Source organism: Nostoc sp. UIC 10890 (assembly GCF_054786515.1).
Genome location: NZ_JBSGKF010000001.1, coordinates 380,046 through 397,047 on the forward strand (window position 1 = coordinate 380,046; position 17,002 = coordinate 397,047).

At 41.8% G+C, this 17,002-nt stretch carries 11 protein-coding genes and 1 other RNA gene; 3 read left to right on the forward strand and 9 right to left on the reverse strand.

Translation table 11 applies throughout. From position 1 onward, the window contains the following. Nucleotides 1-122: 122 nt before the first annotated feature. Both ACWATR_RS01655 and ACWATR_RS01660 read left to right on the forward strand, forming a co-directional pair. Entirely contained in the window at nucleotides 123-1,394 is a 1,272-nt protein-coding gene (locus ACWATR_RS01655) for a glycosyltransferase (protein WP_460328864.1), read from the forward strand. A 225-nt stretch (nucleotides 1,395-1,619) separates the two neighbouring features. After that, on the forward strand, nucleotides 1,620-2,147 hold the full coding sequence (locus ACWATR_RS01660) for a cobalamin biosynthesis protein (RefSeq protein ID WP_460328866.1): 528 nt from the start codon (nucleotides 1,620-1,622) through the stop codon (nucleotides 2,145-2,147). 4 nt (nucleotides 2,148-2,151) lie between these two features. On the opposite strand, the gene ACWATR_RS01665 is transcribed toward ACWATR_RS01660, so the two are convergent. The 8 genes from ACWATR_RS01665 to ACWATR_RS01700 all read right to left on the reverse strand — a co-directional run bounded on the left by ACWATR_RS01665 (nucleotide 2,152) and on the right by ACWATR_RS01700 (nucleotide 15,031). Further along, nucleotides 2,152-2,505 (reverse strand): phage holin family protein, encoded by a 354-nt coding sequence (locus ACWATR_RS01665; protein ID WP_460328868.1) that lies wholly within the window; start codon nucleotides 2,503-2,505, stop codon nucleotides 2,152-2,154. 607 nt (nucleotides 2,506-3,112) lie between these two features. Next, nucleotides 3,113-4,162, reverse strand: coding sequence for a peptidoglycan-binding domain-containing protein (locus tag ACWATR_RS01670; RefSeq protein ID WP_460328870.1), 1,050 nt, complete (start codon nucleotides 4,160-4,162; stop codon nucleotides 3,113-3,115). A gap of 137 nt (nucleotides 4,163-4,299) precedes the next feature. Continuing rightward, nucleotides 4,300-5,574 carry a M16 family metallopeptidase gene (locus ACWATR_RS01675; protein ID WP_460328872.1) on the reverse strand — a complete coding sequence of 425 codons (1,275 nt, stop codon included), beginning with the start codon at nucleotides 5,572-5,574 and terminating at the stop codon, nucleotides 4,300-4,302. 87 nt (nucleotides 5,575-5,661) lie between these two features. After that, entirely contained in the window at nucleotides 5,662-6,927 is a 1,266-nt protein-coding gene (locus ACWATR_RS01680; protein WP_460328874.1) for a M16 family metallopeptidase, read from the reverse strand. A 165-nt stretch (nucleotides 6,928-7,092) separates the two neighbouring features. Continuing rightward, nucleotides 7,093-12,963 carry a trifunctional serine/threonine-protein kinase/ATP-binding protein/sensor histidine kinase gene (locus tag ACWATR_RS01685; protein ID WP_460328876.1) on the reverse strand — a complete coding sequence of 1,957 codons (5,871 nt, stop codon included), beginning with the start codon at nucleotides 12,961-12,963 and terminating at the stop codon, nucleotides 7,093-7,095. A 136-nt stretch (nucleotides 12,964-13,099) separates the two neighbouring features. After that, nucleotides 13,100-13,283: non-coding RNA, 6S RNA (gene ssrS, locus ACWATR_RS01690), on the reverse strand. 60 nt (nucleotides 13,284-13,343) lie between these two features. Further along, nucleotides 13,344-14,510, reverse strand: a complete 1,167-nt coding sequence (locus ACWATR_RS01695) for a 5-(carboxyamino)imidazole ribonucleotide synthase (RefSeq protein WP_460340141.1) — start codon at nucleotides 14,508-14,510, stop codon at nucleotides 13,344-13,346. Next, complete coding sequence (locus ACWATR_RS01700; RefSeq protein WP_460328877.1) at nucleotides 14,507-15,031, reverse strand: pentapeptide repeat-containing protein; 525 nt, start codon at nucleotides 15,029-15,031, stop codon at nucleotides 14,507-14,509. Before ACWATR_RS01700 ends, ACWATR_RS01695 begins: the two co-directional genes overlap by 4 nt. A gap of 717 nt (nucleotides 15,032-15,748) precedes the next feature. On the opposite strand from ACWATR_RS01700, the gene ACWATR_RS01705 reads away from it, so the two are divergent. Then, nucleotides 15,749-16,072, forward strand: coding sequence for a slr1957 family protein (locus ACWATR_RS01705; RefSeq protein WP_176726984.1), 324 nt, complete (start codon nucleotides 15,749-15,751; stop codon nucleotides 16,070-16,072). A gap of 241 nt (nucleotides 16,073-16,313) precedes the next feature. Here the strand turns inward: ACWATR_RS01705 and ACWATR_RS01710 are convergent, their stop codons facing one another. Then, on the reverse strand, nucleotides 16,314-16,793 hold the full coding sequence (locus tag ACWATR_RS01710; protein ID WP_460328880.1) for a protein tyrosine phosphatase family protein: 480 nt from the start codon (nucleotides 16,791-16,793) through the stop codon (nucleotides 16,314-16,316). Between the last annotated feature and the right edge of the window lie 209 nt (nucleotides 16,794-17,002).

The following is a 17,002-nucleotide window of genomic DNA, read 5'->3' on the forward strand; positions in this document are numbered from 1 at the left end:
CAAATACTATTTAACCTCAACACCCAACACTAGTTTTGAATACGGCAATCCGATAAAAAAATTTTTCCTATATTCAGTAGACATAGTATTCTGTCTGAGTCGCTGAAAATTTGCAATAGGTCATGGATGTAATTGTATTAGGATTGATCCTCTTATCCTTGACAATTTGGTTAGGATTACTGTGTTTTTGGGGACAGTTTTGGCGGACAGACCAGCAATTAGAGATTAGAGAAACTCAGCTACAATCTTTACCTGTGGTTTGTGTCGTCGTTCCTGCGCGTAACGAAGCTGAATTAATACCAACTAGTTTGCGATCGCTCCTTCTCCAAGATTATCCTGGTTCTTTCAACGTTTTTTTGGTAGACGATCGCAGCACAGACCGGACAGCAAATTTTGCCGAAGGAGTTGCACACGCTGTAGGTAAACCCCAGCAATTGCATATTATCACTGGTGAATCACTGCCTCCTGGTTGGTCGGGTAAACTTTGGGCAGTTGAACAAGGTATAAAGAGCGCTAGTAAATTTGCACCCGATTATTTTTTGCTAACTGACGCAGATATCGAACATGATCCTGGGAATCTCCGTCGGCTGGTTGCTAAAGCTGTGCAGGAAGATTTAGACCTGGTTTCGGTAATGGTGCGACTCAGGTGTGAAAGCTTTTGGGAAAAACTTTTGATTCCAGCTTTCGTGTTTTTCTTCCAAAAACTCTATCCCTTCCGCTGGGTTAATAATCCCAAAAATCACACAGCCGCCGCTGCTGGGGGATCTATTCTGATCGCCCGTGAAGCTTTAGAGCGAATTGGGGGTATTCAAGTGATTCGCAAAGCTCTAATTGACGATTGTGCTTTAGCTCAGGCTGTTAAGAAGAGTGGGGGAGCAGGGAAGCAGAGGAGCAGAGGAGACAAGGGGGACAAAGAAGATAACCATGCCCAGCGCCCCATGCCCAATGCCCCATGCTCAATCCCCAGTCAAGGTCGTATCTGGCTAGGATTGAGTAGCTTGACTCGGAGTCTGCGTCCCTATGACTCGCTGGCGACGATTTGGGATATGGTTGCTCGTACTGCCTATACCCAACTGAATTATTCTCCATTACTACTATTGGGAACTTTAGTAGGAATGCCTCTGATTTATCTAGTTCCACCTGTGTGTGTAATTCTAGGTGCAGTTTGGAGCGATTGGGCGATCGCACTTACAGGTTTATTTGGATGGCTGTTAATGACGTTGGCTTACTACCCGACGATCCGCTTTTATAAATGTTCTCCCTGGTTAGCTTTTAGCTTACCTGCGATCGCTTTTCTCTATACCCTGATGACTCTAGACTCAGCACTACGTCACTGGCAAGGGCGCGGCGGTGCTTGGAAAGGAAGAGTTTATCCCAATTCTGATAATTTATAATTTGGGCGTTGCAGAATAGAAATATGAATTAGTGCGATCGTTATGGAATGTTCAACGCACACATTTTCTGGATTTTGTCAATGTTTCTGTTAAGAAAGAAAAGATGTTTATAAAGGAAGAAACTGGAATCAAAGTCCCCCAATTGATCGGGGCATTTAGGGGGATCGAAAATTTTTGATACCAACAAGAGGACTTTTCAAACAACCTCTTAGAGTAAACTCAAGCATGTCAAACAATCCTCAAGCCCTCAATGGAAAAAACGAACTGAATAAGGAAATAAACCAAGTAGAAAAGGTTTTATGGGTAGGAATTGGCTGTAAACTGGGAACTTCATGGCAGTTGATTGATCGGGCAATTGAGGAAGTCTTTCGAGAAAATCAACTTTTTCCAAGTGCGATCGCAGGGATTGCTACCATTGACAATAAAGCCTCGGAAGTTGGCTTAGTAGAATTTTGCCATCTACGCAATCTGCCCCTAAAAACCTTTTCTGCGGAAATCCTTGCCTCTGTCTGTGTCCCCAACCCTGCCACAATTACCAACCTCAAAGTAGGTACACCTAGCGTAGCAGAGGCAGCTGCTATTCTTGCAGCCGCTCAACTCACATCGTTGACTATTTTTCCCTTCACAAGCATAGAGAAATTGTCGGTGAGATTCTTGATTCCTAAACAAATTTTCCAGCTACAAGGGCAACCAGGAGCAGTAACATTAGCTGTTGCCCAAGCTTTAAATATTAGTATTACAGAATCTCACTAATTTTCTAGGTAACAACTCTCAAAAAATAGTTAATTATGCTAGAAACAATTGCGAGCACAATTGAACCTAATAAAGCAGGTAAAAAGCCCTGAATCTCAAAACCAGTACCAGGAGTTAGGGCACTTGCCAGCCAAAGAGTTAAGGCGTTGATCACTAATGTAAATAAACCAAAGGTGAGTAAGGTAATCGGAAACGTCAAAATCCGCAAAATTGGTCTAATAAATGCATTAACCAGACCAATAACAAGGGCAGCGACCAAGGCAGTCACAAAATTCTTGATAAGGAATCCCGGAACGATATTAGCAGTAAGAAATAACGCCACCGCAGTACCGAGCCAAGTTAATAAAAAGTGTTGCATAAGTCTTTTTAGAGTAATTAGCAGTAAGTTTAATTAATTTCACTATTGCCAGTTGTGATCTATAACACTATCAGGTGTCGCTCTACTTGACTCCTAAAGTTGCCATCATCTTTTGTCAGGCTAAAAGCAATGTAATTTTTCAGTGTTGGCAAGAGAGATACTTCTAATCAGTGTATCTTGATCGTATTGCAGGATGTACCGCAGTGAATCCATAAAAAATGGTGTGAATCGCAAAACCCCTACAGAGGTTTCTCAGTTTAGATAAACCTCTGTAATTAAGGATTTCCAAAAAAATAAATTATCCAGTTTTGTCCGATGGGCATCTTGCCCGTATCTTTAGTTACTGATGAGTGAGATGCTACCTGTAGCAAGTTTGAAGAGTAGGGATACGGTCATTGGTGTCAACTTAACGCAAAAACTATGTCCCGCAAGGAACTTCAGTTCCAAGAATCATAGCGAAAATCATCTTCAGATGACTAGATATCCCCAAAAATATTCAGTCTACTTCAGTAGACTTTAGCTATGAGCCAGAGAATTCATTCTCTGGCGGGTTATGAAGCCCGCAGCGAAGCTATTTCTAGCTTAAGTTGACACCAATGGGATACGGTTAACGCCGCAAAAGAACCTCCCAGGTAGAGCCACCAACTACGCCGTCAGCTTCTAAACCATAGCGCTTTTGTGCAGCTTTCACAGCGGTTTCTGTTGTCACGCCAAAGTCTCCATCGGCATCACCTTTCAAGAAACCAAGCTTTTTCAGTTGTTGTTGCAACTTTACAACTTCAGAACCACGTAATCCTATACGCAAAATAGGTAATCCTTCTGAGGTGTATTGAATGCCAGGGGTTCGCTTGGTAGTTGTGTTTGACTGAGTTCGAGTAGTTGATGTAGTACGATTTGGCGTTTTCTGTGTGCTTGAAGTTGTAGCTTTTCTTGGGGTGGCAGGTCTTGGTTCAGGGCTAGTCGCAACTGGTCTTACAGCTTGTCTTGGAGTCGCAGGTTTTGGTTCAGGGCTATTCGCAACTGGTCTTACAGCTTGTCTTGGGGTGGCAGGTCTTGGTTCAGGGCTAGTTGCAACTTGCGTTACAGCTTGCCTGGGGGGGTTGGGGTTAGGATTTGCAACATTAGTGAGGTTGCTAGCTTGGGTTGGGACAGGGAAATTTGTAGCTGAGTTAAATCTTGGCTGGGATGAAGGGACTGTTGATGCTACTACTGGTTCTCTAGGAAAAAGTCGTTGCCAAGTGCTGGCATCAACAATACCATCTGGATTCAAGCCAGCGGCTTGTTTAAATCGGGAAACAGCGCTGGCTGTATTCTCACTATATGTACCATCTACAGCACCAGAGTAAAAACCCAAAAGTTTTAGAGCTGCTTGAAGTTCAGCCACACGTTCGCCTTGGCTACCAACTTTGAGGATAGGGCGGTTGATGCTATTTCCAGGGTTTACTTGGGCAATTTTTTGCGGTGCTGCTATCGATACTACAGCCGTTGAGGCAATGAGCAGAGGCGTAGTGGAGAACAAGAGTATTTCAATGGCTGATAAAGATTTAGACCTCTTTGGCCACCAACCCTTTTGCCGTTTTTCCATTCTACAGCGGTTTACAGTTGGGTCTAGTAATTTTAAGTAACTCAAAATACTTGCTGTCAGGCTGCTTTGCATGGAATTTACTCCCAGAATATTCTCATGCTAATGGTACAGCCGCTTGGTCTAAAAAACAGCTGCTTCATTTTACAATGTCTCCGCTAGGCTACGCGCATAATCCCATAGGCTTGCTCTCTAATCCTTCTCAAAAAGCATTATGATGCGATCGCACGATTAATTGCTTCTTCTTGACCAACTAAAGACAAGTAAGGCTCTTTTAAATACTTACAAGCTGCGGCGATCGCATCCTGGGCACTCACCGCCGCAATCAATTCTTGAAATCTGGTGTCAAAATCAATTCCTAATCCCAAAATTTCATACCAGCCGTATATCTGAGCAATTTGCCCATTCGTTTGTTTACCCAAAGCATACTGTCCCAAAATCTTATTTTTTGCAGCCTGGAGTGCGCTTTCGGATACTTCGGTCGTAGATAATAAATCTACTTCTGTACGCAGTCCTTCTAGGGCAATGCTGGTATTCTCCGGTGCTGTACCGATATAAACCACAAAGGAGGCTGGAAATAGCCTTGTGGAGTAAAAAGCGGATACTTCATAAGCTAAACCTCGTTTTTCCCGCAATTCCACAAACAAGCGACTAGAAAGCCCATTTCCCAAGTAGGTACACAGCAACTTCAGTGGGGCGTAGTCAATAGAACTCACCGATGTTCCCAAATAACCGAGCATCACAATTGATTGTTGTGTCTGTACTGGCTTTACCCTTACCTGCGGTTCCACCTTAATCTCAGGTAAATTCAGTATTGGCAGTGCTTGGGTTGTAGGTTGCCAATTACCAAAAACTTCTTCCACCAATGTCACGGCATCTGTAGGTGTAACCCTGCCAGCAATACTAATTACTACATTATCTGGACGGAAATAAGTTTGGTGATACTCTACTAAATCCTCACGAGTTAAGCGGCTCATGGTGGATTCATCTCCCAGCACTGACATAGAGTATGGGTGATTTTGGTACATTACCTGCCGCATTTGTTCAAAGGCGACGGTGAACGGTTGCTCTTTTTGCGAACGAATATCTTGGAGTGCTAGACGCCGTTCTAATTCCACTTGAGTTTCGGGAAAAGTAGGCGATCGCAAAATTCGCCCTGCTAATGCTAAAATTTCCGCAAAATCGGATGTTACGGTTTTGAAAGATAGCAAAAAATAATCAGTGCCAGCATCCGCACTTAAACTCGCCCCTACAGACTCGACGATTTCTGCAATTTCCAAGCTAGAAAGTCCATCGCATCCCTTTGTCATCACTGCCGATAACAAATGTGCCAACCCTGCTAGCTCCCGGTTTTCGTTACAACTACCGGCACGCACAAAAATTCGCGCTGCAATAATGTCCGCAGCCGGATTTTCTGCCACCAGCACGACAATGCCATTGTTCAATACGGTGCGATGCATAGGCGATTTTTGCAGCAAGGTTGTCATTTATTATTTGTCCTTTGTCATTGGTCATTTGTCTTTTGTCATTGGTCATTTGTCTTTTGCTAATGACTAATGACTAATAACTAATGACTAACACGGTTTAAGTACAGTAACCGCGTAATTCTCCGGCGATAGATACTGTTTAGCTAATTTTTGCAGTTCTTTGGCATCAAAAGACTGAATCTGTTGGGGATATGTCACAGCTAATTCAGCTTGAGCGATGGTATTGTAATATCCATAAAGCCCTGTAAGTTGATTTGGTGTTTCGGTAGAAAACGCATACTCATTACATAGCAGCCTGCGTGTACGAGCAAGTTCTTGTTCACTAATTCCTGTAGTCTGCAAATCATCCAAATGAGCGCAAATCAAGGACTCGACTTCCTCCAGATTTTCTGGTTCTAACCAGGCAGTAATTGTAAATAAACTTGATTCCCGTTGTAGAGAAAAACTACTGCAAATTCCCTGTACCAATTGCAAATCTTCTCGCAAATCGCGCACTAAACGCGAAGTCCGCCCTTCTGCCAATAATACAGACAACAAATCTAAACCATAGCCAGTGCGGATTTCTTCTACTCCTGGTACAAGCCACGCCATCAACAATCGCGCTTGCTCTATGCGTGGTAAACACAGTTCTTGACGGTGAATTCCTGTTATCACTGGCTTTGCCACTTTCTCAAACTGCGGACAATTCGAGCGTTCGGCAAAATCAGCAAAGGAATGATTTACCATTTCCAAAGCCGATTCCTGGCCTATACCCCCTGCAATTACTACCGTCATGTTTTCCGGCTGATAGTGAGTGCGGTGAAAACAGCGCATTGCTTCTGGCGATTGCTGCATCAGTTCTTGCTCAGTACCCAGCACCGAACGTCCATAAGGGTGATGCGGATAGATGCTTTGAATCAGCGCTTGAAATCCTATCCAGTCGGAATCGTCCTGACAAGAGCGAATTTCTTCTAGTACCACATCCCGTTCGCGGCTAAATTCATCTTCTGGAATTGCCGCATTCAGCAGGAGTTCTCCCAAGTAGGGCAGAGTATCTTTTAAATAAGGGGCGGCTGTGGTGAGTGAATAATGAGCATAATCATAGCTTGTCGCCGCATTGCTCACGCCACCCCGGTTTTCAACTTTGGAATCGAACATTCCAGGGGGTAGCGTCGCCGTACCTTTAAAAATCATGTGTTCTAAAAAGTGCGCCATACCGAACCACGGTTTTGGCTCTAGGCTGGCTCCAGCACGCACCCAAACATCCGCAACCACTACAGGAGTGGTGGCAATTTCTTGATGAATAAAAGTTAAACCACTCTCTAGTCGGAAGACCGAGGCTGGAAATACGGTATTAGTTAGTTGTTTTAACAATTTTTGTAGCTTTAACCACAATTTGACGCAATTGTGTAATCTTAACTCTGAACGATACCTAATTTAGAATCAAGTTATACAGATTTGTAGAATTATGCTATTGTTGTTCTCCGCACTACTGAAAAGTTAGAAGTGTTATGCATTGAGAGGAAAATCGCAAGTTAGTTAAAATACTGGAATCTCAATGACAAATTCTGTTCCTTCGCCAAGCACAGAATTGCAACTCAACCGTCCATCATGGGTTTCTTCGACAATTTGACGAGCGATCGCGAGTCCTAATCCTGTTCCTTTCCCAACTTCCTTGGTTGTAAACAGGTGGTCAAATATCCGCGCTCTAATCTCCTCTGGTATTCCCTGACCGTTATCTTTGATGCAAATTTTCACTATCTTTTGGTCACTGGATACTTCGGTGTGAATCAGTATTTGCTGACGTTCGGCTTCCACTTCGGCAAAAGAACGCCCCTCAATTGATGTATCTAAGGCATCAATTGCGTTAGCCAGGATGTTCATAAATACTTGATTTAACTGTCCTAAAAAGCACTTAACTGGTGGTAATTTACCGTATTGAGTGATCACTTCAATTGCTGGACGTTTTTCGTTAGCTTTGAGGCGATATTTCAAAATCAACAGGGTACTCTCAATCCCTTCATGGAGGTTACAAGCAACTTTTTCGGTTGTATCGGCTCTAGAGAAGGTGCGGAGACTGATGCTAATGTCTTTAATCCGATCGCTTGCCACCTTCATTGAGTCTACTAACTTTGGTAAGTCCTCAGTCAGGAATTCTAGGTCAATTTCTTCGCCATGCTCAATGACTGCGATCGCCGGATTGGGATAATGTTCTTGGTAGCATTGGATATGGGCGAGTAAGTCTTGAATATACTCTTCGGCATTGTTGACACTGCCTTTGAGAAACCCAATGGGATTATTAATTTCATGTGCCACTCCAGCAACTAAGTTACCCAAGGTTGCCATTTTTTCATTTTGCACCATTTGTAATTGGGCTTGTTGGAAATTTTGCAGCGCTTCTTCTAAATCCTGAGATTTCTGCCGTAAATCAGCTTCAGACTCTTGTAGTGCGGCTTCAGCAAGTTTGCGTTCGTTAATATCTATGATTACGCCATCCCATATAATCGAGCCATCAGCTTGTCGCTCTGGTTGGGATGCACCTTGAAGCCATTTTACGATTCCTGAAGATGTGATAATTCGCCATTCGTGTCGAAATGGTGTGATGTTTTCAGCAGAGTAGATCATCGCCTGCTGAATACTGGCAAAATCATCTGGATGTTCCATAGAACGAAGATTCTGCGTTCCTGTCATTATTTCCTCTGCTGTCACCTCATAAAGGTTGTAGCAGCCAGAACTGACGTAGGGCATTGAAGCTGAACCGTCAGTATTTAAACATAGTTGGTAAATTGCCCCAGGAATATTATCAGCGAGTTTCTGGAAGCGGGCTTCGGTAGTACGAAGTTGAACGAGCGATCGCTCTAGTTGATGGGCATAATTTTGAGATTCTTGATAAAGACGGGCATTTTCTAGAGAGATGGCGGCTTGAGCGCATAGCAGTTGGATAACTTCAGTGCGATCGCGAGTAAATGCACCAATTGTCAGCGGATTTTCTAAATATAGCAACCCAATGATTTTTCCCTGATTTAATATCGGCGTACACAACACACTCTTGGGTTGTTGCTGCATAAAATATGGGTCAGCGATAAAATCAGTTTGTGCCGTTGCATCATCCAGTACAACTGTTTTTAAGCTGTGTTTGACAAAGTTAACCAGTGTAATGGGAATATCTTTGCTGGTTGACAATGGTGCAGATAATAGGGTGACTCCTTCATCAATAGTGGCTATGGCTTCAACCACTAAATTTTCTTGTTGGAGTACAAGTAATGCAGCTTTTTGTGCCCCAGCATTTTCCATCACTACTTGCAAAAGTGTAGTGAGTAATTGCTCTAATTGAATTTCACTGGAGAGAACTTGTGCGGCTTTAAAGATGGTGGCAAAATCGAGGGCTTCCGAAATACTGCTGCTAGAAAGGTTTGTGTGGATGGTTTGATGTGGAAATGATGATGCATCGACAGTTGGACTTAGTTGAAAGCGATGATGTTGCCCTTGGAAGATGGGAGCCAGGAGTTGAGGATAGCGTTTTTCTAAATCCTCAGTTTTGGCTTTAGCGCCCCAACGAGCATAGCAGTAATAAGCTTCTTGCATATAAACTTGGGCGATTTTTTCTTTGCCCCAGTCGAGATAGAATTTGGCAGCTAGTTCATTGCTCAAGGCTTCTTCTTGGATATATTCGTTTTCTTTCGCAAGAGTTATGGCGCGATCGTATAATTCTATTGCCGCTATTTTTTCGCCCAAAACCCGATGCCGTTCTGCTTCCACCAAATCAAATTTGTGCTGGAAATTCATCGGTGCAAATTTGGCTCGAAACTGCAATTTTTCTTGATTTTCGCCAACCTTTAAGAGTAATTGCTCTTGTTGAGATGGTTCAGCCGTTGGATAGACAGCCAGACGAGACAGAGAATCGTAGTAGTAGAAAACAGGCACAGATAGCATTCCTGCGCCACCGTTGAGGTATTGCTCTCCCTGATTTGCATTTTCAACTGCTGCTGGAAAATTCTCAAACAAATAACTGAGTGTTAATTTACTTAAGAAAAATATATGGAGTGTTAATTCATCCTTTTCTTGGAGGAGCGCAGATAAGAGTTCTTCTTGACAATCTTCACCAATCATGGAGTCTGGATAGTTGCTATATTCGGTGAGATTTTTAATGGTTTGAGAGACGATATTAGACAAATTTAATAAGCGTTTATTTTGGGCATAATTAGACTCGTAGGCTTTGATATCTGCTAAGAGAATTTCCAAAACTTCTGTGCCACTTAAATAGACATAGAATAACTTAAAAATCATCGATGCCAGCACATGAAAAAAATCACCCGTCTCTAATCCAAAAGTATGGGATTCCTGTAATAACCTAATTGAGGTGCGAATATGTTGTTTATTAAATTGATTCAATGCACCCACCTTAAATAGAGTCATGCTTTGAACAGATTTTGCTTGAAGTCTATCCACAAGCATTAAACCTAGCTGGCCAAATTCGTAGCCTGATTCGAGTTGGTTACAAATATTAAGTACAATTCCAAAATCTGCATATCCTGGTGCAGAAAGTGGTGCATTGCCGTATTTAAGAGATAAATTCACCTCTTCGCAAGCAATAATTGGAAACAGATAAGGGGCAGTTTGGTGGATGGCGGGAGCAATGCTAGCCATAATCCGCAAAGCAACCAAAGCTTTGGTATCGTCCATCAATGGCAAATCAACTAAGCCCTCAATACTTCTGGCTGCCAAAGCTGAGAGGGTGTTGACTACATATTGCTGAATGTCTGGAGGTGTCACTGATTCAGGTAATGTTACCCCAAGTTGAGCGAGAAGTTCACGCCCAATTGCGATCGCTTTGAATGATTGATTCCGCACCTGATAAGCTTGGAGTTGCACTTCATAAACGTTCACTCTATCTAGTAAGGTGATTGTTTCTTCGATGACAACCTGGACAAGAGATTCCATCTGCTCAAATTCATTGTTGAGAAAAGCAGCTTCGGCAGCTTCTTCGTATAAACTTCGAGTCAATTCGTAGGCGATTTCCCAACTATTAATCGGTAGCAGCTGCATTCCCGACTTGAGATAATGAATTGCTGCACCATAAGCGGTAGCTTCTTTTGCTTTTCGACCAGCATTCAGATTTAACTGAGCTAATTGTTGACGTTCACTTGGCTGGGTGATTAACGCTATTCCACAATTCAACTGACTAACAATCTCAAAAATTCGCTCCTCTTGCTGAGATTCAGAGGTGTTTTGCAAGAGTAATTGACCAATTTTAAGATGGGTAAATTGTTTCTCTTCATCTGGAATTAGAGAATAAGCCGCTTGCTGCACGCGATCGTGTAAAAATTTGTAGATAGGGATTTGGAAATTAGAATTCAAGGGGTTGGAGTCGGAATTATACCCATTATCTTGAAAAAATTTATAAACTTCACTAGTAGGTAAAACTAACCCTTCTTGCAAAGCTTTCCATAAAGATGCTGCCGTTTCGGTTTCCGATTGTTCAGAAACAATTGCTAAGGTTAGCAAATCAAACTGGTTGCCAATACACGCGGCTAATTTCAACACATTTTGCGTTGCTGCTGGCAACTTCTGCAACTGTAGCGCTACGAACTCTACCACATCATCGGTCAAAGCAAGTGCCTTCACAGCAGAAATATCACATTGCCAGTAACTTTGAGGAAAATTAAAACTAATTAGCCCATCTTCATATAATGCTTTGAGAAATTGGGTAGTAAAAAATGGATTTCCTTGAGTTTTTTGATAGACGAGTTGCGTTAGAGGTTGGGCAATTTCATTTGAACAACTCAAGGTATTAACCACTAATTGAGCTAAACTAGCTTTACTTAACGGAGCTAAAGTAATGCTATGAATTGTGGCATTAGCCTTGCGAATATCTGTTAAAGTCAACATCAACGGATGGGCGCTAGATACTTCATTGTCTCGATAAGCCCCAATTAAAAGTAAAGAGCCACTTCCTGACTCGCTCATCAACAACTGCATCAATTTGAGTGATGCAGAATCAGCCCACTGCAAATCATCGAGGAAAATTACTAATGGATGTTTTTTTGTAGTGAATACCTGAATGAACTTTTGGAAGAGTAAATTGAAGCGATTTTGTGCTGAACTTGGTGAAAGTTCCGTTGCAGGTGGTTGTTGACCAATAATTTGTTCTAGTTCAGGAATTACCTCAAGAATGACTTGTCCTTGATCGCCCAGCACTTGTAAAATTTTATTTTTCCAAGTTGACAATTGGACATTACTTTCACTTAGTAATTGTCCCATTAAGTCTCGAAACGCTTGCACAAAAGCAGAGAAGGGAATATTCCGATTAAATTGGTCAAATTTGCCTTTGATGAAGTAACCCCTTTGCCGGACAATGGGTTTGTGAACCTCGTTAACTAAAGCCGTTTTACCAATACCAGAAAAACCAGCTACCAGCATTAATTCCGTCTGATTGTTGGTAACGCGTTCAAATGCTTTAAGCAGAGTTTCAACTTCATGCTCGCGACCATAGAGTTTTTCTGGGATAATAAAGCGATCGCACACATCCCGTCGGGCAATTGGGAAACTTACAATTTCCCCCGTTTCTTTTAGCTGGTGTAAACAATTTTCTAAATCATATTTCAGCCCAAATGCACTCTGATAGCGGTCTTCGGCATTTTTCGCCATCAGTTTCATCACAATGTCTGACAACACTTGCGGAATCTCTTTCCTATTCCCTAAAACTGGCGCAAGTTTGGCAATATGACAATGCACCAATTCCATCGGATCGTGCGATTTAAATGGTAATTCCCCTGTTAGCAACTCGTAAAAAGTTACACCCAAAGAATAAAAATCACTACGGTAATCAATTCCCCGATTCATCCGTCCAGTTTGCTCTGGAGACAAATAGCCGAGTGTCCCTTCTAATACATTAGGACTCATCAGGACTTGAGTTTCGCGTGGCAGTAGAGATGCAATACTAAAGTCAATTAACTTAACTTCTTTAGTTTCTGGATTAATTAAAATATTGGCGGGTTTAATATCTTTGTGAATGATCCGATGACGAATTAGAATATCTAATGTATTACACAGTGCGATCGCAATTTGTAAAAACTCCATCAGAGATTCTACTCTTCCCCCCACTCCCCATTCCCTACTCCCTACTCCCCATTCTTTAAGAGAAATTCCCCCAAAATCTTCCATCACTAACACATAGCCATTCTGATAGGGTTCCAGACTATAGGTTTGGATGATTCCAGGTAGATTCAAATTTTTGGCAATGGTGAACTGGTTGCGAAACTGTACCAATTCGCTGAAGCTGGGATAAGCAGTTTTCATCAGCTTAATCACTACAGATTTTTGGTCGGTTTCTCGATTAGCGCGATAAACCAAGGTTCGAGAACCGTTGTAGAGTTCTTTGCTAACTTGATATCCGGGAATGCTGACCATAGGGCTTAATTCTTGAAACCTCACTATCTAGGTTTCCCAAAAACATGGCAATTTTTGCTGTCAGTTCGCTTATTTTAAACTGATTGAAATAATTAAAGCCCCCAAAGTCAATTAGAATTTGGGGGCTAATAATTTTAAGTTCACCGCGACGCCGTTTTACCTAAGTTTATGACCTGGGTTTATCCAGGTGGGAACCTAAATTCCTCGTTTAAAGTTTCCGGGTACATGCCCGGTATACTGCCGCGAGAACAGTTGACTCCCTTGTCATTAAAGGCATAGATCAAAAAACTTGATGGCAGTCACCAACGTCGTAGTGCAACTCACTCATTATAGCTTTTCAAAAGATGTTGTGTGTTCAACATCAAAAGTTTCTGCTCAATTTACCTGGAATACCAGATAGATTCTATGGTGTGGGCGATGTTGTTGGCGTATGCACCTGCCGATTCTGTATCGTGATTATCTAGCAAAACAGTGACATGCCCTAACTTTCGCCCAGGACGTGATTCTGTCTTCCCATACCAGTGAACGTGCGCCTGGGGAATTTCTGCTATTTGTTGACGCTGGCTTTGGTAGTCGCTGTGAGAATTTTCATACCCCAGTAGGTTAACCATTACAGCACCAGCGCACTGCAAAGCCGGATTCCCTAAAGGTAAACCACAAACGGCTCGAAGATGCTGCTCAAACTGAGAAGTTTCGCAAGCGTCAAGAGAAAAATGCCCAGAATTGTGGGTACGGGGTGCAATTTCATTTACCAGTACTTTGCCATCAGCGCTGAGAAATAGCTCAATTCCAAAAATCCCCACTACTTCCAGGCTATTTAATAGAGTATGTGCGATCGCTTGGATTTCTGCTACTTGATTAGGTGTAATCTCGGCTGGCGCAATCACCCGCCGACACACTTGTTGTTCTTGTTGGGTTTCCACTACTGGATAAGTGACAATTTCTCCCTCCACAGAACGAGCTGCAATTATTGCTAGTTCTCTTTCAAAAGGAACAAATTCTTCTAACAAGAATAGTGATTGATTTAAAGTCTTTGTTGTGGTTTCATCACTTAGCTTTTGTTCTAAAGTAGCAAAATCCTGAATTATGAAAGTACCTTGACCATCATAACCATGACGGCGGGATTTCAAAACTACTGGAAAACCTAGATATTCTATTTCGGATTGAAGATTTTCCCCCTCTTCAAGAGCGAAAAATTGAGGAACTGGTAAGCCCAAATCACGTAAATAGCAACGCTGATGATATTTATCTAAAAGAGGAGCTAAAGCTTCTAATTTGGGACGAAAACAAACGCCTTGCTGTGCTAAACCAGATAAAGCTTGCAGATTAACAAATTCGTTTTCAAAGGTGATAACATCGCATTTTTGAGCTAATATTTCCGTAGCACTTGCATCATCAACTGGCGCGAAAACAGTTTCCTGAGCGATTGACACGGCCGGGTCGTGAACGCTTGGAGTTTGTACTACTAATTCTACTCCTAGCTTCTGTGCTGCATCCGCCATCATCCAGGCTAGTTGTCCGCCACCAATTACACCAACACGCTTCATTGACATCCTAAAGAATCACGAGTTTGCACGCCTGTTTTGGAATTCACACCACTGGCTTTTTCGCACAGTTCTTTAATTTGCGCTCTATCCAAAATTGCATCTGTAAAATCTGCACCGTCTATATTTACATCATTAAATATGGCGCGGAGCAAAAGAGCTTCTTTGAAAACTACATCGCTCAAATCCGCCTTAGTCAAGTTTACCTGATCGACCATTGCATTCGTTAAATCCGCTCCGTGGAGATTTGCTTTTGTCATCACCGAAGCACTCATAACTGCTCCCCGTAAGTCAGCGTTTGAAAAGTTAGCCAGTTCCATATTGGCGTTAGAAAACTCCGCAGCTTGCAAACTCTGTCCAGAAAAATCACGTCTTGATAACTCTGCATTACTAAATGACAGTGGATGAGTCCAGTCTACTGCCACTGCTGGATCGGCCACACACCAGATAAAAATTCCGAGAAGGAATGCCAACCCTTGCCGCCAAAATATATTGAGAGCCAATTTAGTGTATAATCGCCGCATTTCATTACCGCACTTGAATATTAGCAAGACTGGATCGTACTAATTGAGACTCGCAGCCTTGCTACTGGACTTGGAGAACGTGTATTTCCGTTGCTTAATATTTTGTAACGCAAAAAGAGCAGAAACTTCTTACCTTAGCGAAATTATCCCTGCTACTTGAGGTAGAGAGTGGCAATCTGCGATCGCACTAAAATTAAATATCAGATAATAAATCGCAATGACTAAGTATAAGTTACCTGTCACATCAAGCAAGTTTTAGCAAAACATAGACCCAGAGCATAATCTATCGCTTTTGATGCAGATAAAACTTGAGATTTCTAACTCTAAAGGAATAGTTTAGCTGGATAAAGCAATCCATATAACGAGCTATGTCTACACTTATTGATTTGTTCACAATTCTTCATTTTTAGATTTGAATTTCAGGATATAAAGAGTTTTATTGAGCAGTAATACTCACCAACTTATTTACGTTTCTTGACTTTCAATTTCTCAAGTAAAGTTTATTGTCTTTTAAATTCAACAGACCCGATCAACTGTTAGTCTTTTAATTAATGAAAGCAAGGTTTGAGCGTAATTATATGCGTCTCAATTGCTTAACAAAGCTTAAAAGTTGGATAATTAGCGTTAATTTTATAGCGATTAGTTAGTTCTTCAGGAATCTCCAAGAGTTTACATTCACCAAGTACACAACTTCCACAAACCAAACTCCGAAACCCGATGATGAATCATTACTCACTTCAATGGATTGAGGCATGGTGCCAAGAAAATGGCTGGACAGATTTATTTGTCGAACGACGTAACAACTTCTGGGCTTTCCCTCCGGGTGGGGTAATGCCAGAACCAATCCCAGTTCATGTTCTTAGATTGATTAAAGCCGAAAAAGGACTGACTATTGAAGAACGACTGTGGTCAATGTCCGCAGTAATCGGCACAATCCTAGCTATTCTTTTTACCTTTTGGTTTCAGTCGCCAATGCCATTAGTTTTAGCTTTCGCTTTGAATGCTGTTACGGTGGCTCAATTTGAACTTGAAGATGCCTAAATTCTTGTTTTGGGCTTTGCGATTAAAAACTGCTCTTGTCTACTTTCAGCAAGAGCAGTTTTTAATTTAATGATTTGTATAACAGCCGTCTAGTACAACACGGCGGAAATAAACCAATCATTCCAAATCAACGAAACCCTTATGCTGGATTCATTTCTAATTTTTAATTTTTAATTTTTAATTCCGCCTTACGGTACTAGTCTATTAGGACATAACAATTAGAAATCACTAATATTTAAGATCAGCTAGCAGGTACAGCTACCTTGGCGTGTTTGTTAACGTAGTCCACAAATAATTCCTTCAATCGGGGACTAACGCCAGCGTGTTCAAAGAATCCAAAGCCGAGATTTCTTGCTTTTGCTAAGGTTTCCTCTGGTGTTAATCCTTCCTGGATAGCGATACTCAATAGCGCAATTCCAGTCGATCGCATCCCGGCGGCACAATGCACAACTGCTGGTTTCGGGATTTGTTCGAGTGTCGTGAGGATTTTGGTAATCACCTCTTCATTCAAATTTTTCAGATCCACCTTGAGTGGAACATTTTGATAATACAGCCCCAATGCTTCCGCGACTTTTTGCTCATCCTGAGAAAATCCTAGTTCATCAGGCGATCGCAAATTGAGAACAGACTTAAAACCTTCTTGGATAGCTTGCTCAAGCTGTTTTGGTATGACTTGTCCTGTAGTTGTCAAGTTTTCGTTAATTTGTATGGCGTTGATCACATTCACTCCTTCTAACTTTCTAATGTCTGCCAGCTTGGTAAATACTCTAAGGGAGCAAGCTTTGAGAAGATATTCAATAAAAACGGCAAAATTAGCCAGATATCAAAAGATATTGCTTGATTACTTCAAAATCTGTCTTTTGAAGTAGGTTATTTTATTGCTTTATCCATAATATACGGTTTGCCGATAGAATTAGTGATGATTAGAGC